This window comes from Autumnicola tepida (assembly GCF_031846485.1).
Lineage (GTDB): Bacteria > Bacteroidota > Bacteroidia > Flavobacteriales > Flavobacteriaceae > Autumnicola > Autumnicola tepida.
In genome coordinates this window covers 1-26948 of record NZ_JAVRHQ010000010.1, presented here as the reverse complement: position 1 = coordinate 26948, position 26948 = coordinate 1, and the positions used below count along the sequence as shown (strand labels likewise).

Below are 26948 nucleotides of genomic sequence, written 5' to 3'. Positions count from 1 at the left end.
AAATGAAAGCTAGTTGTAAACAAATTATCATTTCAGTACTTGCATTTATCGCTGCAGGAAATTGTTTCTCGCAAAATGGTGCAAAAGAGCGCCACTTCAAAACATATTGTAACCCTATAGACATAGATTACACCTATATGGCGCTGCATGCGCATACAGGAGTATCCTATAGAGCGGGGGCCGATCCCGCTGTGATCAACTTTAAGGGCAAGTATTATATGTTCGTTACACGCTCTTTTGGCTACTGGGTTTCAGAAGATATGAGCAACTGGGAGTTTGTTACGCCCCAAAACTGGTATTTTAACGGAAGCAATGCGCCGGCCGCGGCTGTTGAAGGTGATGAGGTGATTGTTGCTGCCGATCCTTCCGGGCGAATGGCGGTAATTAAAACCGATACCCCGGAAGTAGGCGACTGGCAAACGCAGTTTGGAGTGATTCCTATAGAAATTCAGGATCCCGCTCTTTTTGTTGATGATGACGGGAAGGTGTATTTATATGAAGAGTCTTCCAATGTCCATCCCCTGCATGGGGTGGAGTTAGACCCGGCCAATCATTACATGCCTGTGGGAGAGGAGCAGCCCCTGGTAAGCCTGCATCCTGAAGAACACGGCTGGGAGCGGTTTGGTGAAAATCATTCTTCAGATATGGCACCGTACCTGGAAGGCCCCTGGATGACCAAACACAACGGCACCTATTATTTGCAATATGCCGCGCCGGGTACCGAATTCAATGTATACGCCGATGGGGTTTACACCAGCGATAATCCCCTTGGCCCGTTTGAATATGCTCCATACAACCCCGTTTCTTATAAACCTGGCGGATTTTTAACCGGGGCCGGCCACGGGAGTACTGTACAGGACAATAATGGTGATTTCTGGCATTTTGCCACTATGCCCATCTCAGTGAATTATAAATTTGAAAGAAGAATTGGCCTTTTTCCCGCGGGGTTTGAAGATGACGGGCAGATGTATGTCAATACCGCTTATGGAGACTATCCCCAGCTGTTGCCGGGAACAGAGGTTGGGGAGCATCGAAACCGTTTTGCTGGTTGGATGCTGCTCTCTTACAACAAAAAGACAACCGCAAATTCTGTTATAGAAAAAGGCATTCAGCAAAGGGTGATAGGGCCAACCATGGAGCCTGTTCTAACTTCAAAAGATACCGAATACGATGCTTCCAAACTGGTAGATGAAGATATTAGTACTTTTTGGGTGGCCAATGGGAATAACGATTCGCTGCAGGTAAGCATCGACTTGGGGAATAAAATGAGGATAAACGCCCTGCAGGTGAATTTCCAGGAGTTTAATGCCAGGCTCTTCGGAAGGCTAAAAGGCCTGAAACACCAGTTTATTATCGAAGCTTCCCTGGACGGGGAAAAGTGGAATACACTGGTAGATTATTCTGAAAATCTTCGGGATCAGCCTCATGCTTATATCGAACTTGATGAGCCTTCAGATGCCCGCTATATCCGCTACCGCAATGTAAACACCCCAAATGAATACCTGGCAATATCCGAATTTCGGGTTTTTGGAAAAGGCTACGGAAAACTTCCGAAGCAGCCTTCAGAATTTGAAGTTTTAAGGCAGGAAGATAAAAGAAATGCCGATGTAAGCTGGAAAGAAGTGCCCGGGGCTATGGGTTATGTATTGTATTGGGGAATAGAAAAAGAAAAACTTAACAATTCAGTAATGATCTATTCTGAAAATGAATATGAACTACGGGCTTTAAATACAGACCAGGAATATTACTTCCAGGTAGAGGCTTTCAGTGAAAACGGCATCTCTGAAAGGAGTAAAACTGTTCATGTAGAATAGGTTTTTGAAACGCATTCCTGGAAGGTCTTAAGACCTTGTAGGTATTTTAAAGTTTAATCCCGGGCTGGAAAGACCTACGAGGTTTTGAAAACCTTGAGGACAGCGAAATAGAAAATAAAAATTTCTTTGGAATAGCTCCTCCCCTTTTTTCAAGGGGAGGTGGCCCAAGGCCGGAGAGGTTGTTAGAAGTTATGCCCAGCAATGTCTTTTTCGATTTTGTAGGTGTAAAAAGTTAATCCTGATTCAGGAAGACCTACGTGATATTAAAAATTTTGCAGGAAAAAGTAATATAGGCAGTACCTCATTAGCAATAGCTCCCCCCTTTTTTCAAGGGGAGGTGGCCAAAGGCCGGAGGGGTATAAATAGGAAGTCAAAAACACTCTGAAACCTGTTTCTGATAATCCGAAACCGAACTAAAAAGAACATCTTAAATTTTAAACACATGAGAAAAATTAAAAAATTGAAAAGTGGAGTTTTCGTTGTTTTATTCGTTTTGGGATGTATACCGCTTTCCAGGGCTCAGAAGATCTACGAAATGCCTGAAAAGAAGGTGGAAACACGCTGGTCCAGTTTTGAGAACCTCAGTGCCGGTAAGGCTTCAGGAGGTTTGGAGAACAAAGGGGCCAAAGGGCACCCCTTCAACAGGATTAATGCCGGGGAAAGCATTTCTTTACTGGATGTAGAAGGAAGCGGAACGGTGCAGCGAATCTGGCTTACCTTTAGCGACCGCAGCCCTGAAATGCTGCGCTCCCTGGTAATCAATATGTACTGGGACAATAAAGAAAAACCTGCGGTGTCTGTGCCAATTGGCGATTTTTTCGGCGTGGGGCTGGGCAAAAAAGTGCCTTTCGAAAGCGAATTTTTTGCCGATCCTGAAGGTCGGTCTTTCGTGTGTTTTATTCCCATGCCTTTTAAAGAAGGTGCGAAAATCGAAGTTGTGAATCAGTCACAGAAAGATCTGAAAGCTTTGTTTTATGATGTAAATCTTACGCTGGAAGATCATCCTGAAGACCTGCTTTATTTTCATGCCTACTGGAACAGGACACCTAAAACCACGTTGGGTGAGGACTTTAAAATCCTGCCCCAGGTTGAAGGGAAAGGGAGGTTCCTGGGAACCAATATAGGTGTTGCAACAAACAAGGATTATGAGGATTCCTGGTTTGGAGAAGGAGAGGTAAAAATTTATCTTGACGGAGATACCGGTACTCCAAGCCTTGTAGGTTCAGGTACTGAAGATTATGTAGGTACCGCGTATGGACAGGGAGCTTATTCCCAGCAATTTCATGGTTCTCCAATAGCCGATAAAGAGAACGGCGAATTTGCCTTTTATCGCTATCATGTGCCGGACCCCGTTTATTTTTATAATGATATTAAAGTTACCATTCAGCAAATGGGGGGTGCACCACAGGCACGGGTTAAGGAATTTATGAAAAACGGGGCGAAACTTCAACCTGTAACCATAGATGCTGAAGACGGGTTCTACCGCCTGTTAGGTAAAGATTCAAATATCAACATTAACGATGAAGGCGCGCCAAAAGGCTGGACAAATTTTTATCGTGAAGATGATGTTTCGGCTACAGCTTACTTCTATCTCAATAAACCCGTAACCGACCTTCCTTCCCTGCAGGCCTTAGAGGTTCGCACTAAAAACCTCACAAAAACGAATACTAATAAAAGTTCAGGATTGTAATGAAGAAACTGCTGTTGTTCTTGCCCTGTTTTCTGTTTATAGCTGCTTCTTTGGCTGCACAGGTGCGCAGGGCGGTAAAGCCAAACGTGGTCTATATTAATGTAGATGACCTGGGATATGGAGACCTTGGGGTGTACGGGGCCACAAAAGTGCATACGCCAAATATAGACAAACTTGCTTCACAGGGCATGCGGTTTACCGATGCCCATACCGTCTCTGCCGTTTGTACTCCTTCCAGATATGCGTTCATTACCGGGGAATATCCGGTTAGGGCGAACAACCTTTCCAGCGCTATTTTTGATCGCGATTCTTTAATTATAGATCAGGACCAGCTTAGTGTAGCCGATATTTTTAAGGAACAGGGATACGCCACCGGGATCGTGGGGAAATGGCATCTGGGCTTTGGAACCCAAAGGCCGGTAAACTGGAATGAGGAATTAAATCCGGGCCCGCTGGAGCTTGGCTTCGATTATTATTTTGGGGTTCCTGTTTTAAATTCCCATCCGCCGTTTGTATATGTTCGCAACCATTATGTGGTGGGACTGGAAGAAGACGATCCTTTTGTCTGGGGAGAGGAAGCCAACACCCAGCCTTTTCCTGAAAAATGGAACAAGTGGGACCAGAAAATAGGAGGGGCAGATAAGGCGCATTCCCTTTATAAAGACCGGCTGGTGGGAACTACATTGAAGGATTCTGCGGTGGCCTTCATCAAGCGGCACAAAGATGAGCCTTTCTTTTTGTATTATGCCACAACCAATATCCATCATCCGTTCACTCCTGCAAAGCGTTTTGTGGGCAGCAGCGATGCGGGCCGCTATGGCGATTTTATAGAAGAACTGGACTGGATCGTGGGAGAGGTGATGCATACCCTCGAGGAAGAGCATCTTGCTGAAAACACCCTGCTCATCCTTACCAGCGATAACGGCGGAATGCTGAACATGGGTGGCCAGGACGCCTATAAAATGGAACATCATATGAATGGGGATTTGCTCGGCTTTAAATTTGATGCCTGGGAGGGCGGCCACCGCGTGCCCTTTATTGTACGCTGGCCGGGGAAAGTGAAGGAGAACAGTGTGGCTTCACAGCTGCTGAGTAGCAATGTGGATATGGCCGCTACTTTCGCTGCCCTTTTTAACAGGAAACTGAAGAAAGGCGAAGCGGTGGATAGTTACAATATGCTGCCGGTTATTTTGGGAGAAACCACTAAACAAATAAGGAAGGAAATGCTTATCGCACCCAATAACCTCGAAAATATTGCCCTGAGGCAGGGCGATTGGGTTTATATTTCAGCGCAGGGAGGCGGCGGGTTTAATGCGCCCCATCGCGGGATGCATGATTTTGGCGGCCCGGCAGCCACCACTTTTACCGGGCAGCAAAACAGCGATATTCAGAACGGGCAGATAAAGGAAACTGCCCCGCCGGCTCAGTTGTATAACCTTAAAGAAGACCCTTCAGAGAAGGTGAATCTTTATAACCAGTATCCTGAAAAGGCTAAAGAAATGAGGGACAGGATAGAAGAAATACGGTCCTCCACGCAAACCCGTCCGCAGCAGTAAATTTTCAGCATAAAAAAGAAACTTCAGCTAAAACATACATTATGAACAGATTTTTGAAATTTTTGTTATTCAGCATTTGCTTTTCAATTTCACTATCAGCATGTAAAGATTCCGCTTCCGAAGAACAAAAAGCCGAAACCGATAAAAAGCCCAATATCGTCTTTATAATGTCTGACGATCATGCCCTGCAGGCCATTAGCGCTTACGGCCACCCGCTAAGCAAACTCGCGCCTACTCCAAATATCGACAGGATTGCTGAAGATGGGGCTACTTTTTTCAGGAATTACTGCACCAATTCCCTGTGCGGGCCCAGCCGGGCAACCATCCTTACCGGGCAGTTTAGCAATGAGAACGGGTTTAGGATGAACGGGGATAAATTTGATGGCTCGCAGGAAACGCTGCCAAAAGTACTGCGCGAAAATGGCTATACCACGGCCATTATTGGGAAATGGCATTTGGGCACCACTCCAACCGGCTTTGATTACTGGGAAATTTTAAACGACCAGGGGCATTACTATAATCCCGATTTTATCAAAAATAATGATACCACCCAGGTAGAAGGCTATACCACAGATATTATTACCGATAAAAGCATCGCCTGGATGGAAGCACAAAAATCTGCAGATAAACCTTTCTTTCTAATGGTGCACCATAAAGCGCCGCATCGCAACTGGATGCCTCCTTTGCGCTATGCAAATGAATTTGACAGTACAGAATTTCCGCTTCCCGATTCCTATTTCAGGGAGTTTGATTCTACCCAAATTGCCGCACGGGACCAGTTGATGACCATCTATAAAGATATGTATGAAGGTTACGACCTGAAAATGACCCTGGAAGAAGGAAGTCCTGAACTGGCACACGATCCCTGGCATAACGAATTCAGCAGGATGACTGCGGAACAGCGCGCGGCCTGGGATAGTGCGTATCAGCCAAAAAATGATGCCATGCATAAGGCAAATTTAAAGGGAAGAGCGCTGGATGAATGGATGGGGCAGCGCTTCCTGCAGGAATACCTGGCAACGGTGAAAGCTGTAGATGACGGGGTGGGGAAAATCCTGGACTACCTGAAAGCTAATGGTATGGATGAAAATACGCTGGTGGTCTATACTTCAGATCAGGGTTTTTTCCTGGGGGAGAACGGCTGGTTTGACAAGCGCTACATGTACGAAACATCATTTCGTATGCCGTTGTTAATGAAGTATCCCGGCCACATAAGCAAAGGCCAGGAAGTTTATGCGCTTACACAGAATCTTGATTTTGCAGAGACTTTCCTTGATTATGCCGGCGCTCCCATTCCGGAGGAATTCCAGGGGAAATCTTTTCGTCCCGTGCTGCAGGGAGAGGTGAAAGATGAAAACTTCAGGGATGCCATCTATTATCATTATTATGATTTTCCGGCTTTTCATATGGTGAAAAAACATTACGGGGTAAGAACAGATCGTTACGCGCTCATGCATTTTTATGATGATATAGACCAGTGGGAAATGTACGACCTTGAGAATGATCCAAGGGAGAGGAACAATATCTATAATGATCCCGGTTATGCTGAAGTCCGGCAACGGCTTCATAAGAAATTGGATTCTTTACAGGAGGTATATCATGTAACCGAAAAGGAATTTGAAACCACTTCTCCGGAAAAAGTGCAGCGGGCTTACGATATGTTTTCTAACATCAAGGGCGAAGAACCAGGATATTATCCGCGGAAGAATTAATGCTTTTCCGGGTGCGCATAATGTTCTTATATTCAATTTCTTAGCTTAACAGTCTGTTACGAAACGTTTAGTATTTGTTATGATTTCCCGCGCTTAATATTTTATAGCTTAGGGATGGAAACAAATGCTTATGAACAGGTTCTGGTATAAGAATGCGATTATTTACAGTCTTGATGTGGAATCTTTTATGGATTCTGATGGTGACGGAATTGGAGATTTTAAGGGCCTGCGCCACCGCCTGAACTATCTGAAGCACCTGGGAGTAGATTGCATTTGGTTGCTGCCGTTCTACGACACTCCAAACCGGGACAATGGTTACGATGTACGGGATTATTACCAGCTGGACAAACGTTTGGGCGATCTTGGGCATTTTGCCGAATTTGTTGAAAATGCCCAGGAAATTGGGATTCGGGTAATTATAGACCTCGTGGTGAACCACACTTCAGAAGAGCATTTCTGGTTTCAGGAAGCACGTAAAGATAAAAATTCCAAATACCGCGATTTTTACATTTGGGCAGATGAAAAGCCTGAAGAGCATGGCACCCATGCCATTTTTGGTGAAGATCAGGGCGGTACCAACTGGCATTTTGACCAAGAAGCGGGGCAATTTTATTACCATTCCTTTTATCCTTTTCAGCCAGACCTTAATCTTTCCAATCCTGCCGTACAGGACGAAATTATGAGGATAATGCATTTTTGGCTAAAACTTGGGGTTTCGGGTTTTCGTATGGATGCAGTTACCCATATGCTGCGAAAGAAAGGAAATGTTGCGTTTGAAAACGACCCTCATGATGTATTAAGGAAATTCCGCAGGTTCGTTCAGGAGAAAAAAACCGATGCTGTATTGTTGGCTGAAGTAGATGTGGACCCGAAGCGGTATAAGGATTTCTTTGGGAAAAGTGACCAGATGCATATGCTCCTTAACTTTTATGTGAATAATTACATTTTTCTGGCACTGGCCCGTGGGGAGGCAACTGCTTTGGCCCGGGCTATAGAACAACTGCCGGTGCACTCTCAAAAAGAACAGATGGCAAATTTCCTGCGGAACCATGATGAGCTTGATTTGGAACGCCTTACTGCAAGTGAGCGGGAAGAAGTATTTAAAGACTTTGCGCCGGAAGAAAACATGCGGATTTTTGGCCGCGGAATTAGAAGGAGACTTGCACCAATGTTAAATAATGACCGGCAAAAACTGGAACTGGTGTACAGCCTGTTGCTAAGCCTGCCGGGAACACCGCTTATAAGGTATGGGCAGGAGATCTCTATGGGAGAAGATCTAAACCTGAAAGGCAGGAACAGCGTGCGAACCGTAATGCAGTGGAGCTCCCGGGAGAATGGAGGTTTTTCCACAGCCAAACCTGAAAAACTGGTAAGAAAAGCAATAGCAGAAGGTGCCTATGGATACAAAAATAATAGTGTTGAAAGTCAGCAAAGGGATTCTTCTTCCTTTTTAAACTGGATCAACCGGGCAATAAATTACAGGAAGGAATGTCCTGAATTCGGAAAAGGGGAGGTTGAAATTCTTGAAACCAATAATAAGAAGGTGCTGGCGATTATGAGGAAAACAGATTCCGGAATGGCATTGGCCATACATAACTTTTCAGGTAAGGATCAGGAAATTAAGCTTTCTCTGGGCGAAGATACAGAGATGCTGGAAATTTTTGCAAACAAGGAATATTCCCGTTCAAAACTAGAAAACCCTACAGAAATTTCTTCTTACGGCTACAGATGGTTTCGGGAAAAAAGAAATTTTTTATGATGAAGGAAAGCGAATTTAAATGGTGGCAAAAAGAGGTGGTATATCAAATTTATCCCCGTTCTTTTATGGACAGTGATGGAGATGGTGTTGGAGACCTGGCGGGAATAGAGCAAAAGCTGGATTACCTGCAGCAGCTGGGGGTGGGCGCTATCTGGATATCTCCTATTTATCCTTCTCCCATGGCCGATTTTGGCTATGATGTAAGTGATTATACCGGCATTCATCCTCTTTTTGGGAATATGGAAAAATTTGATCAGCTGTTGAAAGAGGTACATGAAAAAGGCATGAAAATGATCCTGGACCTGGTGCCAAACCATACTTCCAACGAACATCCATGGTTCCAGGAATCCAGAAAGTCAAGGACAAATCCTAAAAGGGACTGGTACATCTGGAAAGATCCTGCGGCAGATGGCGGCCCGCCAAATAACTGGTTGAGCGAATTTGGAGGTGATGGCTGGGAGCTGGATGAGCAAACCGGCCAGTATTACTATCATGCTTATTTAAAAGAGCAGCCAGACCTTAACTGGCGAAATCCGGAAGTGCACGAAGCCGTTTTTAAGGCCATGCGGTTTTGGCTGGACAAAGGAGTAGACGGGTTTAGGGTAGACGTGATGTGGCATATGATAAAAGATGATCAGTTCAGGGACAATCCGCCTAATCCCGATTATTCCCCGGAGACCATGTCGCCCTATCGCAAACTGATTCCCGCTTATTCTACAGACCAGCCGGAAGTTCATGAAGTGGTAAGAAAAATGCGGCAGGTAACCGATGAGTATACAGACCGGGTGTTAATTGGGGAAATTTACCTGCCGGTGGAGAAACTCATTATGTACTATGGCGAAGGAAATAAAGGGGCGCAGCTGCCTTTTAATTTTCAACTTATAGGCTTGCCGTGGGATGCCGCTAAAATTTTTGCGGCAGTCAATGATTATGAAGGAGCCTTACCCGAAGGAGCATGGCCAAACTGGGTTATGGGAAATCATGACAAATCCCGCCTGGCAACAAGGGTGGGGAAGTCCCAGGCCAGGGTTGCCGCTATGCTGCTGCTTAGCCTTAGGGGCACGCCAACCATGTATTATGGAGAGGAAATTGGTATGGAAGACGTTCCTATTCCGCCAGAACAGGTACAGGATCCGCATGAAAAAAATGTACCGGGTAAAAACCTGGGCCGCGATCCGCAAAGGACGCCTATGCAGTGGGATGATTCTTCAAATGCCGGTTTTACTACGGGAGATCCATGGCTGCCGGTGGGTAACTACGGGCAATGTAATGTTGCTGGCGAATGGCAAAAAGAGGACAGCCTGTTATCCCTTTACAGGAAACTTCTGAAACTGCGAAACACTGAACCCGCGCTTCATATTGGCGATTACTTTCCTTACAAATGCCAGGATAATCTGCTTTCATATTTCAGAAGTGATGGAGAAAAAACTTTTCTAATATTGCTGAATTTAGGTTCTTCTGAAGTCACTCTTCAGCTTGAAAATATCAGAGAAAATGGAATTTGCAGGTTGGGAACTGTCCGGTCCTCTGAAGGCGAAGAAATTTCTGGCGAAGTGTCCCTTGCTCCCGATGAAGGAAAAATGCTGCAATACAATAATGCCTATAAAGAACTTACCGGCAAAGATGTTGGTGCCCGGTAAATGCAGTTTTTCTGGTTTGGTGAACTTTAAACTTTCATTAGGAAACATTTAGCAAGGGGAATTTACGCTTTTGTAAGTTTTCGGGTAATTTAAAAATGCTAATTAAAAAAACATATAATATGAAAAAGTTAATTCTATTATTTGCTCTAATATTTACAATAGGCTCTTCTTTTACAGCCTGTAAAGACAACGAGAGCAAAACCGAGGAGATGCTGGAAAATGATTTTGACAATGATATTATTGAGGAAGACGAAAATGCCGGGCCTTTTGATGAATATGATGAAGACGGTGACGGCGTTTGGAATGAAGATGAGTTTGGAAATTCTGTCGAAAATGATTTTGCCAACTGGGATAGTGATGGTGACGGTTCTTTAAATGAAGATGAGTTTTATGAAACCACCTTTGGAAATACAGATGCCAATGACGATGATTCTATAAGTGAGGAAGAATGGAACCAGGGTTATAGCAGTATGTATGGCAATTATGCGGCAGAGGGCGATTTTGATGCCTACGATACCAATGATGACGGCATGCTGGATAGCGCGGAGTGGAGAGAAGGTTTTTCAGATTCGGAATGGTTTGGTACTTATGATGGTGATGACGATGATGAAATGATTACCGAATCGGAATTCAATGACGGGCTTTACGGTGACTGGGATACTAATAGTGATGGGCGCATAGATGAAGACGAATTTGTGGCCTATAACGGCTATTATGAGAACTGGTAAAAATCACCAATATTATAAATTTACCTGCCCGGAGAATATTCTCCGGGTTTTTTATGCGGAAAAATAACTATTCTGAAGCATTGCTTTCTATAGCCAGTTCGGCAAGAATAGGGAAATGATCGGAGTTAAACTTTGGTAAGCGCTGAATTTCAACTACAGAAAATTCTTTGGAAACAAAGAAGTGGTCCAGCGGCCAGCGCATTATAAGTGATTTCGCGTCAAAAGTATTGTAAAGTCCCCGGCCGATCCTCACGTTATTAAGAATATCATCCTTTTCAAGCAGCCTGGAAGTATGGGACCAGGAAACATCATTAAAATCGCCTGCCACAATAGAAGGGAGGCTGTCCCTGGCAACCATGCTCCCCAGCTTCTGCATGGCTATTTCCTCCTGTTCATCCTGCCTTCCATCTCCAATATTTTCAGGATATTTATCACTGGGAAAAGGAGCTACGGGATGCATGCCGTGAAACCTGAAGCTTTTACCGGAAGGCAATTCCACTTCAGCATGAAAAGAAGGCACACGGCTATGGTTAAAAAATTTAATTTCTGAATTTTTTAGTGGCATTTTTGAATAAAGTACCATTCCGTAGGCATTATCCAGGGGCAGGCTCATCTGGTACGGGTAATCCTTCTTCAGGCTTTTAAGGTGCTCCACCCACCAGTCATTCACCTCCATGGCCAGGACCATGTCTGGATCATTGTTTCGGATAATATTCAGGAATTCTTCAGCATGATGATTTGTAATTAAAACATTGCCCAGCAAAATACTTACTGTATTTTCTGGTTTAACAATTTTCATATTGGCATTGGGAACAGATTTTTCTGCAATAAAATAAGGAAGGATAAAATCCAGCTGAATGCCGATGGAAGCCACCAATCCTGCCGTGAGAAGAATGGAAGCTGTTTTCCATTTTCTGTTAATGAGGATAAACAGAATCAGAAAAATTACCGCGCAAATTAAATATTGGGTCCTGGGAAAATCCAGGACTTTTAGGTACCAGCGCGGAATGTCATATATAAGCGAAAGCAGGGTGCAAAGAATAAGAAGGGTACAGCAAAAAATAATAAAATAGTAGAGGATTTTCCAAAGAAGCTTCATAGGAATACAATCTAATTTACAGGTGCTTCTAATTTACAGATAATTATTGGCAATTATGCAGCATTGTGGGTGGAGCGTTATTTTCACTTTTTGTAATTAGCTGTTAACAGAAATTCTGCTTTCTGTACGGTATATCAATTTGGAAGTTACGAATATCCCTATTAATGGGTATTGATATAAGATCTTTTCATAACTATTTTTACTCTGGTTGTAATGCCCGCAACAGTCTTAGTTTCAGCTATTAGTGATAATCAATTAAAACATGAATAATGAAAACTTCAAGAATTTTAGTTATCGCCATTTTAATGGGATTAAGTGGTGTTTGCCGGGCACAGGTGATGGATCAGGAAGGCAGCCAAAGTACAGAAAATGTCAGGCCATTCCGAATTGGGCTTAAATTGGGATTTCCCAACATTATTGGAGGAAATGTTGAATATGTGACTCCACTAATAAACCATAAGCTGTCCGTGAATCTTGATTATTCAAAACTTGATTACGGCTTTTTGTCAGATCTGTTTGTCGAGGAACAAGAGGAAGATGAAACTACAAATCTTACCTTTACGTATTTCCAGGGCGGACTTAATTATTACTTCTTTAAACCAGGAAAAGGCCTGTATGCCGGGGTGAATTACGGGGCTTTAAAGCTTGAATTTACCGAGACTGATTTGGAATCCAGCGAGGATCCAGGCAAAACTGGTGTCGCTACCATGGAGTTTAAAAGAAATTCCTTTAGCCTAAAACTAGGAGCTAAACTTGGAGGCCTTTTTTACTTCAGGCCCGAGATAGGATATGCTTTTGAGGAATTGCCCAAGAGCGTGGATACAAAAGTGCGGTTTGATGATGGCTCAACAGAAACGCAAACCTATTATCTTGATGATTATTTTGATACAGAAAGTTCCCCGCAGAAGTATTTGTTTGAGGGTTTTATAGCCAATATAGGATTTGGATTTTCCTTTTGACGTACCATTTCAGGAAACCTGTATTAAGCAGAGCCTGGCTGCAACAATTTTATTCTTTGGTTTCAGGCAAGAGTAAAAATAAATCTGGATAATTTTTATCATCCGGTAAAGAGATTGGTCGCAGTTTGTAGGGGACTGTGGCTAATCTTCTTTTTTATTGCAGGATTCCCGCCATCATACTTTCAGCAATGAGTTCGGCCGTGTTTTTACACCCGCTTTTTGCAAGCACATTTTTCCTGTGGGTATGAACGGTATGGATAGACAGGTTCAGGTTATTAGCGATTTGTTTGGCGCCATAGCCTTTGGCCAGAAGATCTATAATTTCTTTTTCTCTCACAGTAAGCGTTACCGAGATATCAGGCTCATCATTGCCGGCTTTCGGATTAAATTTACCGGTTTCTGTAGGAACGTTAAAAAAGGATTTTCCACCTTTAAGATTCATAAAGGAAACCTTTCCGGTACTAATATTTCCAAAATGGGAAATATCACTGTGGATCGTGAGCACATGCAGGGGAGTATTGTTTTTATCAACAGATAAAGGAGTGGCCTGCATAAGCATTAGCCTTTTTTTCTCTTTATAATCCTCCATCCTGTAAGTATATACAAGCTTGTAGTCCAGAAATTCTGAAGGACTGAGATAATTGGTGAAAAAATCTTTAATGACCATTTCCTTTTTTTCCAGTTTCTCAATCTCTTCAGGTAAAGCCAGGTTGAGCAGCTGTTGCATAGTGACATTTTCAGCGCAAATATCAATAAACTCATTTACGCCAGGGGAAACATAATCCAGTTCCAGGTTGTGCATATTAAGTATATAGAAATACGATTCCCCGGGTGCAAACATTAAAGCGAACTTCTGGAACTGTTCTGTGATCTCATACCGGGAATACTTTAAAATATGTGAAGAGTATTGCTTTTTCCATAATTCAGCTATCTTATTTTCTTCTTTTGACATATATAAGGAAAATTTACTATCAATATAGGAAAATTTAGCGGATACTGTTTTTTTATTGTTAATCATTTTAACTTTATTCCTAATTAAAAAACCTGCCTCAGAGGGCAGGTTTGAACAAGATAATATTTCGATGGCTGCCTACCAGCGCTGGTGTACCTGTGGTTTTATATACTTCTTATATATGGCATTCATCTGCTGAATCTTCTCATCAGTTAAAGCAGGTAATTTATAAACAGAAGTATTGGACAGCAGATGGTCTTTTTTGGAAGCCCCGGGGATAATACAACTTATTTCCTCAAACTGTAAAATCCATTGCAATGCGATTGGCGCAAGGTTTTCCATATCCGGAAAGAGCTTTTTGAGTTCCTCCACGGCTTTAAGGCCCTGTTCATAATCTACGCCAGAAAAAGTTTCCCCCTGGTCAAAAGCCTCACCGTTACGGTTAAAATTACGATGATCTTCTTTGTCAAAGCTGGTGGATTTATCAAATTTCCCCGTAAGCAGTCCGCTGGCCAGTGGCACCCGGGCGATAATTCCCACGTCATGTTTTTTAGCTTCCTCAAAAAACAGTTCTGATGGTCGTTGGCGAAAAAGGTTAAAGATAATCTGCACCGTGCTAACGTTGGGATATTGCATGGCTTTTATGGCTTCTTCCACTTTTTCCACGCTCACTCCAAGATTGCGGACTTTCCCCTGCTCTTTTAAACGCTCAAAGGTTTCAAATATCTCCGGGCGATAATAAACATCTGTGGGCGGGCAGTGCAATTGTACCAGGTCCAGGGTATCGAGCCCGGTTCTTTTAAGGCTGTCTTCCACATATTTTGTAAGCACTTCAGGAGTGTAATTTTCATTTATGTGCGGGTTGATCTGCCGGCCGCATTTTGTGGCCACATAAATTCTTTCTGAACGGGAGCGTACCACTCTTCCAACCGCGGTTTCGCTCATGCCGTTTTCATAAACATCGGCGGTATCTATAAAATTCACTCCCTCATCTATGGCGGTATTCAGGATGTCGTCTGCCTTTGCATCATCAAAGCCGGAGCCCCATTTACCTCCAACCTGCCAGGTTCCAAGGGATATTTCTGAAATTTCTAAATCTGTTTTTCCTAGTCTTCTGTAATTCATAACTTCTTATTTTTTCTAAATTTAGAAATTTTAATTGCCATTAAAAAACCGAAATTTTTCCCAGGCATAAATTTGTTAAAAAGGACAGGTCTTCTTCAAAGAAAATAGTTTCAATTTGTTTAAATTGGAATCCAAAATTTTACAAATGCACCGGTTATTTCTCCTGTTTCTGTTATTTTCTTCAGTAGCTCCTGCGCAAAAGAAGGAGCTGACCACCTGGCGGTTTTCTTCGGAAAAAAATCCTGAAGCAATGCAGGTACAGCTTCCGCATACCTGGAATGTACAAGATGCTTTTGACGATGAGCCCGGATACTGGCGGGGGAAAGGGATTTATGAAAAAACCATTCAGGTTAATGATACTTCCCAGGTTTATTATCTTCAGTTTGGCGGAGCAAACCAGGATGCTAAGGTTTATATGAACAATCAACTGGTGGGGGAGCATAAAGGCGGCTATACCGCTTTCCAGGTTCCGCTCTCTTCCGCAGTAAAACCTGGTGAAAATAAAATAAAGGTGGAATTGAGCAATGCCCATAATGAGACCATTCCTCCCCTTGATGCGGATTTTACTTTCTATGGCGGGCTGTACCGAAAAGTATGGCTGGTGGCAGAAAATAAGGTTCATTTTAGGAAAGAATATGGAACCGATAAGGTAAAAATCAGCCCGGTTTTAGATGAAAATTATGATGCTGAGGTAAAACTTTCAGGAGAAATTGAAAATCCTGAAAAGGAAAAGCTGAAGCTCAAAATTTCCCTTTTTAATCCTGAAGGAAAAGAGGTTTATTCCGAAGAAAAAAATACTGCGGAAAATTTCAGCTTAAATTTTCCTGTAGAGCAGCCAGCATTGTGGTCGCCGGCAGCCCCAAATTTATACAAGCTCAAAATTGCCATTTTTAAAGATGCCTCAAGTCTGGTGGATTCTTATGAGCACAACATTGGTTTTAGAAAGTTTGAAGCTGCTGTGGAAGGTTTTCAGCTTAATGGAAAGGAGCTCAAGCTTATTGGCGTAAACCGGCACCAGGATTGGCAAGGCATGGGCAATGCCGTGCCTGTGGAAATGCAGCTTCAGGATATGGTGAAAATTAAGGAAATGGGGGCGAATTTTCTACGGCTGGCGCATTACCCGCAGGACCAGGCAATCTATAAAGCGGCAGACAGCCTGGGGCTTATCTTATGGTCTGAAATTCCTGTGGTAAATAAAGTGCCGGTGGCAGAAGATTATAAGGAGTATGAAAAAAATGTGCTGCAGATGCAGCGGGAGCATATCGCCCAGAATTACAACCATCCTTCCTTTATTTTTATCGGGTATATGAACGAGATCTTTATCAGGATGGTTTTTGATAATGCTGAAGGCCAGGAAAAGCAAAATATTATAGACCACACCCTAAAGCTGGCTCAAAAACTTGAAAATCTTACCCTGGAGCTGGCCCCGGAGCATATAACGGTTATGGCTATTCACGGCAACCAGATCTATAATCAAACAGGGATTACAGATTTACCGATGGTGCTGGGCTGGAACCTTTACTACGGCTGGTACGATGGGAAAATTGAAGACCTGGGAGGATTTTTGGATATGGAGCATCAAAAATTCCCTGAACGGCCAGTGATAATTTCGGAATATGGCGTGGGCGCCGATGCGCGCCTGCACAGCAATACTCCTGAAAAGTTCGACTTTAGCGAAGAGTACCAGCTGCTGTACCACCAGGGGTATCTTGAACAGGTGCTGGCGAGGGATTTTGTGATAGGAATGACCGCATGGAATTTTGCCGATTTTGGTTCAGAATTTCGGGGAGATGCCATGCCTCATATCAATCAAAAAGGCCTGGTGAATTATGACCGCTCTCCAAAAAACATCTATTACTGGTACAAAAGCATGCTACGTCCCGATGAGAAATTTAGCAGGATTTACCGGGACCTGCCGGTGCATATTAGTTCTTCCGCAGGAAAAGAACTTAAAATTATCTCCAACCAGGAAGTGGTTATAAAACTGAATGGTGAAAAAGTGGCAGAAAAAATTCCGGAAGATGGTGTTGTGAAGGTAAACCTGGAATTAACTAAGGCTTCTAATAAAATTGAAATCCTGAACAGGGAAGGTAAAATAGAGGACGAAATGCAGCTTGTATGGCAAAAACCTGATTTTTCAGCCGGTGACTGGCTGGGAATTAATTTTGGCAGCAACACTTATTTTCTTGATGATAAGGACAGGCAGTGGCTGCCAGCTTCAGCATTAAAAACCTTACAAATTTCAGAAAGCGCCAAACCGGTAAAAAGCAGCACGAATATCAGGAATACCAAAAATGATCCTCTTTTCCAGACCGGGATTACCGATGTTCAAAATATAAAGATCAAGGTGCCTGAAGGTGATTATAATGTAAGGCTGCTGTTTGCCAACCTGGGCAAAGATAAAAAGCTGGCTTACGAGCTGAACAGGAAAAGTGCCGGTACGGGAACTTCTACAGATGGTTTTGAGTTACTGCTGAATGGGAATAAAATTAAAGTATCGCCTGCGCCGGAATTTCATTTTGTTGAAAAAACCTTACAGGTAAAAGCTGAAGGGAACATAGAAATTCAAGCCGCAAAAGGGACAGCTTTTTACATTGGCGGAATAGCATTGCAAAAGCTGGATTAGCTTTAGGCTCTTTAATGAATTTGATCAGCCAGCTGAAGCATGGCTGATATTTTATGATTTACAGGTTTGGCAAAAATCTATTATTCAGTATTGCCGTAGGCTTTATCAAGAAATAAATACCGGGCATCGTCTGGTGCATCTTCAACTTTAAATTCCGTATCTATAATCATCACAGGAGGATTGGTGCCTGCAGTTTCTGCAGAAGGCCATTCCGGCAGCTTACCGCCATTAGGATTACCGGTTTTGATGAAATTGACCAAATATTGCTGTATTGTTTCAGAAACTTTATGATCTTCAGCAGTCCATTCATACTCATTTGTAAGCTCAAGATTTCCGAGGAAATAAGGGATTTCCGAAGCATGGGGCGCACCAACAGGTTGGCTTTGGGGTGGTGTGTTGGTTGTTAGCGGAGGCCTTATTTTGCTGAAAAGATAACGGTAAACCGGCTCTTTGCTGTTTTTACGATGAAGGTCAAACCATTTCCATGTGCTGTAGGAAATAAAACGGTCTGAAGCCAGCGCGGTGGCAGAGCTTTCAATCTCTTCTTCGGAAGAGTGGGGATAAAGCTCCAGTACTTTTTGATAATCTTCAGGATAAGTCTGCTTCACTTTCTCTATATAATTTTCTTCGGAATAAGGCTGGCCCTGCATAAAGGCCATTCCGGGAATTTCAGCAGAATTCTATCCCACCAGCAGCGGCACCTGCGCCTGTTTCCCTTTTCTGAAAATCTCCGGAAGGCTTTCCGGAAGGAAATACCCGTTAATAACACTTGGGAAACCAAAAGCCTGGGAAGCTTTATATTTTTCAAAAATCTCTTCAGTGGAAGCAGTTCTCATCGTGGCAAGGGAAGAATATCCGGCTTTTTCAGCAAATTGTTTCCCGTTTTGTTCAGCTTCAGCTAGAGACACGGGTGCAAGAGTGGGTTTTATAGCAGCACCGCTTTCTCCAATTGCGCCGGCAATAAGATTTTTGGAAAGGGGAGAGGCCATTTGCACGCTCACCGAAATGGAGCCGGCAGATTCCCCCGCGATGGTTATTTTTTCCGGGTCGCCACCAAAAGCGGCTATGTTTTCCCGTACCCATTGCAGGGCGGCATACTGGTCTAAAAGTCCGTAATTGCCGGAAGCGTGGTAAGCTGCTTCCTCGCTGAGTTCAGGATGGGCAAAAAAGCCAAAAATATTAAGCCGGTAATTGGTGGTAACGCTCACAATGCCTTTTTGGGCCATAGCAGCACCGTCATACCGCGGTTCCGATCCGTCACCGGCAACAAATCCGCCGCCGTAGAAGTAAAGGAGTACAGGTAGTTTTTCAGTATTTTTTTCCGCAGGAGTCCACACATTAAGGTACAGGCAATCTTCACTTTGGCCGTCTCCCCTAAAAACCATATCCCCAAAAACATCTGCCTGTACGGGGGCCGGGCCAAAAGATTTGGTTTCTTTTATCCCGCTCCAGTCTTTGGAAGGCTGTGGCGCTTTCCAGCGTAAATCTTTTACAGGAGGCTGGGCGAAAGGAATTCCAAGGTAGATGTTCAGGTTTTTTGCTGGATCGTGGTATCCTTCAATAGTGCCGTTTTGGATTTGAGTTTGCACCGGATTCTTATCCTGTGCAGACAAAATTAGCGGAAGCGAAAACAAGATTAAAAGCAGTAAATTTTTCTTCATGAGAAAGAGATTTGTATTAAAGATACTGCTTTCCATAAAAAACTGCCGGAATTTTTAAACGTCTTCTGGAAATTCCAAAATGACAATTAAATTCCGGCAGTCGGTTTTATAGCCTGAAAGGAAGAAATTCTTAAACAATGATCTTTTTGTCTCCTTTCACTTCTTTATAATTTTTGCTTAAATCTTCTTCATTCTTTTTCTTGAAGATCTTATAAGCCAGATATCCTACTCCCGCGGCAGCTCCCAGTGCGGCCCCTAATACTCCGCCGTTGGTTACAACTTTTTTTCCTGCTTTAAAAATTGCGCCTTTTGCTAAGAATTTACTTCCTGTTGCTAATAAATCGCTCATTATTTTAATATTTTAAGGTTAGTAATTAATTGTTATGCTTTGCCCGTAGGCTTAATTAATAATTCGTTTACATTCACCGAGTCGGGTTGTGAAATGGCGTAAAAAACCGCGTCTGCTATGTTTTCAGTATTCAGGCTGGGTTCCTCCTCATCATAATCCTTATTCTGCAATAGTTCGGTGTCTGTAATATCTTTCCGGAGATTGGTTTCCACGGTGCCTGGTTCTATGGCGGTCACTCGAATATTAAATTCAGGGGAAAGTTCCATTCGCATTGCTTTGGAAAGCGCTATAACGGCAGCTTTGGAGGCGCCGTAAACCGCCCCGCCTTTAAATAATTCTTTTCCGTCTACCGAAGCAATATTTATAATATGTCCGCTTTTTTGGTCTTTCATACCGGGTAACGCCGAATAAATGCAACGCAGGCATCCTTTTAAATTAACCTCCACCGTTTGTAGCCACTCGTCCAGGTGCCGGTTTTTAAGGTAGGTAAGCGGCATAACCCCCGCAGAATTCACCAGGATATCAATTCCTCCCAATTCGTTCTTTATCTTTTTAAAACCTGCCACCACACTCTCGGTTAAGCTTACATCCATTTCTACCACCAGGCTTTTGCCGGGCAATTCTTTTTGCAGCTCCTTAAGCTTATCGGTGTTTCTGCTGGCAAGGGCAACATTACAACCTTCTGCAGAAAGCTTTTTCGCAATTGCTCTTCCAATCCCGCTGCTGGCCCCTGTTACTACCGCTATTTTATTCTCAAGCATCATATATCTTACTTCTCCGGTTTATTTAAATATCCAAATTTCTGGCGGCTATGCACGTTAAGGGCTTTCTAAATAACAAGATTTTAACGGGAAAAAATGGAAGAGGGAATAGTGAATAATTGAGTTTGATAATGAGCAATTGAAATTAAACAAAGGACAATTGATAATATATCGGAGGAGCATTTCCGGGCTTTGTTGTCCCGGCAGCCTGGAAAAGCGAAAGTTATGGGAGTTGAAGTGCTTCAGAGAAGCCGGAGAAGGCGCCTGTGAGGTTATTGAAAGTCAGATTGTCGATTACGGCTCCCGCCAGTGTGCGGAATTAAGCACACGGAGTTGTCGGCTTAATATTTTGTTGTTTGAGTTCTAAGTTATCGATTTTGATTGAATACCACATATTGGCCGTTAACCGACTTTGTTGTGCCACGTGCCTTAGTCAAAATTTATGTTTTTAGAAATCTTGGGAATAAAAACGCACCGTAAATCAATCCTAATATTCCGCCAGCTATTATTGTTGAAAAATCAATTGCTATGTACCAACCAATTCCCATTGTCCAATAAAAGGAAATTAATCCGATTGCTAAACCTCCTAAAGTCGAAAAAACAATTCTATTATATCCGAACAATCTAAAGATGCGGAATAATCCGAAAATTATTAATAATGATACTAATATGTAAATTCCGAGAAATGATATAAAGCCTCCAATCATTGAAATTCCTTGCCAACTTAAAATGTTACCATCATTTTGCCATCCTGGGCCTGGTCGATCTGAATACGGAAGATATCCTATTATTTGAACAATAATCATATAAAGGAAAAGTCCGCCTAAAACTATCAATGAACTCCAAAGTATATGTTTTCCTAAATCTTTAAGTATTTTTTTCATTCAATTCTGGCATTTGCCACAACTTTTAATAATGGGGAGTGGTATATAAACAGGTAAAAATAATTTTTCAGAAGAAAAAAGGGAATAGCTGTTAATTTAGGGAGCGGTTAAAAGCCTTCATCATTTTATAAGCGCACCTGAAAATTTTTTCTTTCTTAGACCTGCGCGACTTTTCCATGTTTATACTGATAAACTTTCCTCCTAACTTGTAAAAATTGAGGTTTCTGGCAGGGATCAATATTCCGTTTGGATCTATTTTAAAGCCGTCTTTTTTCCTGAAAATAAAATTTCCTGTGCAGTTTTCTATGAGCTCCGGATTTTGAAATGCATCTTCCATAATGTTGAATTTATAAATTGCAAGCCTTTTAATTTACGAAAAATTAATTATTGCTATATGGAATTGATTGTAATTTATTTTTATGCTTAAAACTATAAGAGTATCGTAATGCTGATGCCTTTTCTTTCGCTTTTTGGAAAACGGGCGGCTTAATTGCAGCTGCACAGCATTTTTTAGTTACTTTAGTTCTTCAAATTTTAAGTTTCAGCTTTTGAAGAAAGCTTCCGCGATATTGCTGCTTTTTATTTTTTCTTTTAATTCTGTGGGATTTTACATCGCCTTCGGAGTTCAGCTTTATCAGATTAAACAGGAAGTCAGGCAAAAAATTATTGATGGTACTCCTGAAGAGGAACTGGTTCAGCTAAAATATTCTTCAGCAACAAAAAAGGAATTTCACTGGCACGAAGACGGGGAGTTTAGCTATAAAGGCAAATTGTATGATGTGGTAAGAGCTGAAAAAAAGCATGCTGCCACCATCTACTATTGCATTGTGGACAAAGAGGAGACTATTTTGCTGGCCAGCCTTAAAAAGCAGCTGGAGAAAAATTCCAGGCGAAATAAAAGGAATGGAAAGCCGGCGAAATCCCTTAATAAAGTTTTTTTCCAGCCCAGGAATTTACCTGATGCGCTGGCAATGCATTCTTCAGAAGAGAATAATCTTTCCAATTTTCAGTATTTCAATTTTTACAAGCCGCCGGGATTAGAACCTTCCGGCCCACCGCCAAAGCGGATTTAATATTCCAGGTTCTGCTTTCTAAAGTTTTCGCTTTTAATTTTTATTCCGGAGAAGTTTTCCGGGTAATTCTAATATTGCCTTGGGTGAATCCTAGGCTAGGAAGAAGAGTTGTTTCAAATAAACAAAAGCGGCCATTTTTATGGTTGCTCAAATCTGATATTAAACCTTTTAAATTGAATACATGATAAGATTTTTTTTATACCTGATTATATTAATGGTTACTGCCCTGGGTTTTGGCCAGAACAACCGACTTAGAGGAAGTATTTATGATGCTGAAACCGGGGAACCACTCACAGGAGCCAGAATAAGTATTAATAAGATGCCCGCTGGCAGTAGCGGAAATAACGGGCGCTTTGAGGTGCGCTGTAAACCTGGTGCGGAACTGGAGGTAAGCTTTGTGGGCTATACCAGCTGGAGCACGAAAATTGAAGATTGTGGCCGCGAACTTAGGATCGTCCTGGTTCCTGCGGTTGCAGAACTTGGGGAAGTACAATTAAAAACTGCCATACATTTGCAGCGGGCGCTGCAGAATCCGGTTTCTGAAGTACAGCTGAACCCCGTGGAGCTTAACCGCGGGACCGGCCTTTTTCTGGATGACGCGATAAATGCGAATGTTCCCGGGGTGAGTATGAACCGGAGGGCGGTTTCTTCAGGCCAGCAGTTCAACATCCGCGGATATGGAAACGGAGTGGGCTTTAGGGGCGCCACCAATAATTTTGACGGCCAGGGATATAAGGTGTACCTTAACAATATCCCGGTTACCGATGCCGAAGGCGTAACCTTGCTGGATGATATCGATTTTGCTTCCATAGGTTCTGTAGATGTGCTTAAAGGGCCTGCCGGAACAAAATTTGGCCTTGCCATCGCGGGGGTGGTACAGCTGCAAACGCAACGGCCGGAAGCGGGGGAGACTTCCCTGGGGCAGAACCTCACAGTGGGTGATTACGGACTTTTCCGCTCTACCACCCAGTTTGCCACGGCCACAGAAAATACTTCGCTGCTGCTGAATTACGGCCACCAGACCTCCGATGGATATATGGCCCATACGGCTTCCACCAAAGATTTTGTAAACGCCGTGGTAGATTACCGGCCAAACCAGAACCAGTACCTTTCAGCCTATTTTGGCTACAGCAACAGTTATGATGAGCGCGGCGGCGAGCTTACCATCGAGCAGTACAACAACCTGGATTACAGCGGGAGCGCGAGATATATTAAGAACAATGCCCATTCTGAAGTGATTAGCTTCAGGGCAGGCCTCAGCCATTCCTATTTGTTTAATAACTGGCTTTCCAACACCACCACTGTTTTTGGCTCGGGTGTTAGCAGTAACGCCAGCTCGGCAGGAGGATGGACAGATAAAACGCCGGTAAACTATGGCGCCCGTTCGGTTTTTGATTTCAATTTTAAGCTGAACAATAATTTTGCCCTTAGCGGAAGCGCAGGTTTTGAACTGCAGGAGCAACGTGCGCAGATTGTTGGCTACGGAATGGTGGAAAATCCTGAAGACCCTGAAGGATATAATATTATTGGAGGCCTGAGGAGCAACCAGTTTGCCATTTCCAATAACTCCAATATTTTTACCGAATGGACGCTGCAAATGCCAATGGATTTTTCCCTTACCGCGGGCGTGGGAATGAGTGCTATGAATATAGACCTGGAAAACCGAATGTATGAAGCCGGCAGCGATTTGGAGAGAAATGTAAATGCCGATTATCATCACCTGGTATCGCCGCATTTCGCGCTCAATAAACTCTTTAACGACAATGTTTCAGTTTACGCATCTTACAGCAGGGGCTACAATGCGCCGGTAAGCGGCAATATTGTGCTTTCTACTTCAGGAGAACTCAACACCGGGCTGGAGCCGGAAGTTGGCGACCAGTTTGAGATAGGTTCTAAAGGCTCGCTTTTCAGCAATCGCTTGTATTATGAACTCGCATTTTTTAACGCTAAGTTCAAAGACAAATTCACCTCGGTGGCCGTGCCGCTGGATGAAAATACCACCGCCTATACCTATATCGCCAACGGCGGAAAGCTGGATAATAAAGGCGTGGAATTGCTGCTGAAATTCAACGCGTACGAGTCGGCTACAGGTTTTTTCAGGAATATACGCCCATACGGGAATTTTACTTATTCCGATTTTGAATATGAAGATTACGCATATGAATCTTTAAATTCTGAAGGGGAAGCCGTACAGGTGGATTACAGCGGGAATGCCGTGGCCGGCGTGGCGCCCTGGGTGGTGAACGCCGGGGTGGATTTTCTGGCCAATGCCGGTTTCTACGGAAATATTAATTATTCCTATAGAGATGCCATGCCGTTTACCTCAGACGGTGCAAATGTGACCGATCCTTATAATTTGCTGAACGCGAAGCTGGGGTACCGTCATGATTTTGGCCATTTTGAAGCCGATCTTTATGCCGGCGTGCGCAACATTACCGTAAGCCAGTATTATTACATGGTTTTTTTAAACCAGTTGCCCGATGCTTATTTGCCCGCGCCTTATGAAGCCAACTATTTTGGCGGACTTAGCCTGAAGTATAATTTTTAATACTTAATGCTGAAAACAAAAGCTCCCGGAAACGGGAGTTTTTTGTTATTTATGGCTGTTGAAACTAAAGAGGTTCAATCAGGTTAATTTGAATCTAAAAGAACATTCATTATTTGTTTCTCCCGTATAAATGTCTGTCTTCTCTAACCTTTTCCTGCCATGCAACAGGGTCAGGTATGGATTTAATCCCTCCTGAAGCAGATTTTTCCTGCATTAGGCGTAACAGTTCTTTGGAATTTGATTTTTTCCGAGTTTCTGTGGAATTTACTTCGAGCCCCAATTTTTTAGCTATTTCAGAAACTTTGTTAAGATCCTCTCTGTTTTCTCCGGATATTATTATTTTCATAATCAGACCTTTTATTAAAAGTAGGGAATTGGATAAACTTCTTGGGTATTTTTTAAATACATTATTTGTTGATGACAACAAATTTATGGTCAAATTGTTATTACGGATTGCGAATTCTTTCCGGTATCGCAGCGTTGAGTTTTTCTTATGGCTTTTTATGATAAACTGCTGAGTCCCTCTTGATGAGCTGACTAATTCACCTGAAAATGAACTGTTGATAAATTTAACTCTTTATTGCTTATTTACTCCCCTGACATTTTATAATTTTGGAAAAAATCCATTTAAAAGGAAATATTCCAAATGAGTAAGAATAGGTCAATCATTCACCTGGATCTGGATAGCTTTTTTGTTTCGGTAGAGCGGGTGCGGGATTCCCGGCTTAATGGCCGGCCGCTTCTTGTGGGCGGGATGGGAGACCGCGGCGTGGTAGCGGCAGCGAGTTACGAAACGCGGGAATATGGCGTACGCTCCGGCATGGCTATGAAAGTGGCCCGGCAATTATGTCCCCAGGCGATTGTGATAAAAGGGGATGCCTCTGTTTATTCCAAATATTCCCATGAAGTAACCGAAATTATCCAAAACAGGGTGCCGGTTTTTGAAAAAGCAAGTGTAGATGAGTTTTATGCCGATCTCAGCGGAATGGATAAATTTTTCGGGATCAGGAAATTTGCTTCAGAGTTGCGACAGACCATCATTAAAGAAAGCGGACTTCCCATTTCTTTCGGCTTATCACAGAACAAAATCGTTTCCAAGATCGCCACCGGGGAGGCTAAACCCAATAATGAGCGTTTTATTGAAACAGGAACCGAAAAAGATTTTTTAGCCCCGCTTTCTGCAGGGAAAATCCCCATGATCGGGAACAAAACCTTTCAGAAATTAATGAGCCTGGGGATCAGGGAAATAAGAACTATTCAGCAAATGCCGGTAGAAATGCTGGAAAGTGTGCTGGGCAAAAACGGGCGTACCATCTGGAAAAGGGCACACGGGATAGATGAGGTGCCCATTATTCCTTTTCATGAGCGCAAATCGATTTCGGCCGAACGAACCTTTAACAAGGATACTATAGATATGGTGAAGTTGAAGGCCACTTTGGTGGGCATGGCCGAGAACCTGGCGTACCAGCTGCGGCGGGGAAATAAGCTCACTTCGAGCATAAGTGTGAAAATTCGCTATTCCGATTTCCAGACGGTGACCAAACACGCAAAAATTGCCTATACCAGCGCCGATCATATCTTGATTCCCAAGATTGAGGAGCTTTTCCGGCAGCTGTATACCCGCCGATTGTTAATTCGGCTTATCGGCATTAAATATACCGGGCTTGTAGGCGGAAATTACCAGATTAACCTGTTTGATGATAGCGAGGAGATGCTGAATTTGTACAATTCTATAGATAAGATCAGGAACCGGTTTGGGGAACATAGTGTGGTGAGGGCCGTTACTTTTGGCGGTACCAGCGTGGGGCGGGGAGAAAATCCGTTTAACGGGCAGCCTCCTGTGGTACTCGCGCACAGACATCGGTAAGGTTGAAGTTAGAAGTACGAAGTAAGAAATACGAGGTACTAAGTTAAAGTTAAGGTTAAATGAATAATCGATAATGGAGAATGTGCAATGTGATTTGTGGATAGAAAAAGTGAAGAGTGGAAAGTGAAAAGTTCGGAGTTAAAAA

20 protein-coding genes and 1 pseudogene are annotated in these 26948 nt (G+C 43.0%); 12 read left to right on the top strand and 9 right to left on the bottom strand.

Features of this window, described 5'->3' with window-relative positions; translation table 11 throughout:
- Positions 1-2: 2 nt before the first annotated feature.
- The 7 genes from RM553_RS09600 (at position 3) to RM553_RS09570 (ending at position 10899) form a co-directional block, all read left to right on the top strand.
- Positions 3-1814 (top strand): family 43 glycosylhydrolase, encoded by a 1812-nt coding sequence (locus RM553_RS09600; RefSeq protein ID WP_311534703.1) that lies wholly within the window; start codon positions 3-5, stop codon positions 1812-1814.
- 442 nt (positions 1815-2256) lie between these two features.
- The gene (locus RM553_RS09595; protein ID WP_311534702.1) at positions 2257-3504 is read left to right on the top strand and encodes a glycoside hydrolase family 172 protein; all 1248 of its coding nucleotides are present in this window, start codon (positions 2257-2259) and stop codon (positions 3502-3504) included.
- Positions 3504-5060: a sulfatase family protein gene (locus RM553_RS09590; RefSeq protein ID WP_311534701.1), complete on the top strand. Its 1557-nt coding sequence runs from the start codon at positions 3504-3506 to the stop codon at positions 5058-5060. Before RM553_RS09595 ends, RM553_RS09590 begins: the two co-directional genes overlap by 1 nt.
- Positions 5061-5101: 41 nt before the next feature.
- On the top strand, positions 5102-6772 hold the full coding sequence (locus RM553_RS09585) for a sulfatase family protein (protein ID WP_311534700.1): 1671 nt from the start codon (positions 5102-5104) through the stop codon (positions 6770-6772).
- Positions 6773-6902: 130 nt separating this feature from the next.
- The gene (locus tag RM553_RS09580) at positions 6903-8531 is read left to right on the top strand and encodes an alpha-amylase family protein (RefSeq protein ID WP_311534699.1); all 1629 of its coding nucleotides are present in this window, start codon (positions 6903-6905) and stop codon (positions 8529-8531) included.
- Positions 8528-10171, top strand: coding sequence for an alpha-amylase family glycosyl hydrolase (locus tag RM553_RS09575; protein WP_311534698.1), 1644 nt, complete (start codon positions 8528-8530; stop codon positions 10169-10171). Before RM553_RS09580 ends, RM553_RS09575 begins: the two co-directional genes overlap by 4 nt.
- A 119-nt stretch (positions 10172-10290) precedes the next feature.
- A complete protein-coding gene (locus RM553_RS09570; protein WP_311534697.1) occupies positions 10291-10899 on the top strand; it encodes a hypothetical protein in 609 nt (202 codons plus the stop codon).
- Between the two features lie 67 nt (positions 10900-10966).
- On the opposite strand, the gene RM553_RS09565 is transcribed toward RM553_RS09570, so the two are convergent.
- Entirely contained in the window at positions 10967-11998 is a 1032-nt protein-coding gene (locus RM553_RS09565; RefSeq protein WP_311534696.1) for an endonuclease/exonuclease/phosphatase family protein, read from the bottom strand.
- 269 nt (positions 11999-12267) lie between these two features.
- Here RM553_RS09565 and RM553_RS09560 point away from each other — a divergent pair, with 269 nt between their 5' ends.
- The gene (locus tag RM553_RS09560; protein WP_311534695.1) at positions 12268-12957 is read left to right on the top strand and encodes a hypothetical protein; all 690 of its coding nucleotides are present in this window, start codon (positions 12268-12270) and stop codon (positions 12955-12957) included.
- A 154-nt stretch (positions 12958-13111) separates the two neighbouring features.
- On the opposite strand, the gene RM553_RS09555 is transcribed toward RM553_RS09560, so the two are convergent.
- Both RM553_RS09555 and RM553_RS09550 read right to left on the bottom strand, forming a co-directional pair.
- Positions 13112-13909 carry a response regulator transcription factor gene (locus tag RM553_RS09555; protein ID WP_311534694.1) on the bottom strand — a complete coding sequence of 266 codons (798 nt, stop codon included), beginning with the start codon at positions 13907-13909 and terminating at the stop codon, positions 13112-13114.
- A gap of 138 nt (positions 13910-14047) precedes the next feature.
- A complete protein-coding gene (locus RM553_RS09550) occupies positions 14048-15034 on the bottom strand; it encodes an aldo/keto reductase (protein WP_311534693.1) in 987 nt (328 codons plus the stop codon).
- Positions 15035-15179: 145 nt separating this feature from the next.
- Here RM553_RS09550 and RM553_RS09545 point away from each other — a divergent pair, with 145 nt between their 5' ends.
- Positions 15180-17660 (top strand): glycoside hydrolase family 2 protein, encoded by a 2481-nt coding sequence (locus RM553_RS09545; RefSeq protein ID WP_311534692.1) that lies wholly within the window; start codon positions 15180-15182, stop codon positions 17658-17660.
- 80 nt (positions 17661-17740) lie between these two features.
- Here the strand turns inward: RM553_RS09545 and RM553_RS09540 are convergent.
- From RM553_RS09540 to RM553_RS09520, 5 genes and pseudogenes are all read right to left on the bottom strand, one after another.
- A pseudogene (locus RM553_RS09540) lies at positions 17741-19321 on the bottom strand (carboxylesterase/lipase family protein).
- A 130-nt stretch (positions 19322-19451) separates the two neighbouring features.
- Positions 19452-19670, bottom strand: a complete 219-nt coding sequence (locus RM553_RS09535; protein ID WP_311534691.1) for a hypothetical protein — start codon at positions 19668-19670, stop codon at positions 19452-19454.
- Between the two features lie 32 nt (positions 19671-19702).
- Positions 19703-20434 (bottom strand): SDR family oxidoreductase, encoded by a 732-nt coding sequence (locus RM553_RS09530; RefSeq protein WP_311534690.1) that lies wholly within the window; start codon positions 20432-20434, stop codon positions 19703-19705.
- 437 nt (positions 20435-20871) lie between these two features.
- Entirely contained in the window at positions 20872-21315 is a 444-nt protein-coding gene (locus RM553_RS09525) for a hypothetical protein (protein WP_311534689.1), read from the bottom strand.
- Positions 21316-21406: 91 nt separating this feature from the next.
- Complete coding sequence (locus tag RM553_RS09520; protein WP_311534688.1) at positions 21407-21652, bottom strand: hypothetical protein; 246 nt, start codon at positions 21650-21652, stop codon at positions 21407-21409.
- A gap of 211 nt (positions 21653-21863) precedes the next feature.
- On the opposite strand from RM553_RS09520, the gene RM553_RS09515 reads away from it, so the two are divergent.
- Together RM553_RS09515 and RM553_RS09510 are read left to right on the top strand one after the other, a co-directional pair.
- On the top strand, positions 21864-22388 hold the full coding sequence (locus RM553_RS09515) for a hypothetical protein (protein ID WP_311534687.1): 525 nt from the start codon (positions 21864-21866) through the stop codon (positions 22386-22388).
- Between the two features lie 181 nt (positions 22389-22569).
- Positions 22570-24936: a TonB-dependent receptor gene (locus tag RM553_RS09510; protein WP_311534686.1), complete on the top strand. Its 2367-nt coding sequence runs from the start codon at positions 22570-22572 to the stop codon at positions 24934-24936.
- A 109-nt stretch (positions 24937-25045) separates the two neighbouring features.
- Here RM553_RS09510 and RM553_RS09505 read toward each other — a convergent pair whose 3' ends face one another.
- Positions 25046-25282, bottom strand: coding sequence for a hypothetical protein (locus tag RM553_RS09505; protein WP_311534685.1), 237 nt, complete (start codon positions 25280-25282; stop codon positions 25046-25048).
- Between the two features lie 300 nt (positions 25283-25582).
- On the opposite strand from RM553_RS09505, the gene dinB reads away from it, so the two are divergent.
- Entirely contained in the window at positions 25583-26803 is a 1221-nt protein-coding gene (dinB, locus tag RM553_RS09500; protein ID WP_311534684.1) for a DNA polymerase IV, read from the top strand.
- The last annotated feature ends 145 nt before the right edge of the window (positions 26804-26948 follow it).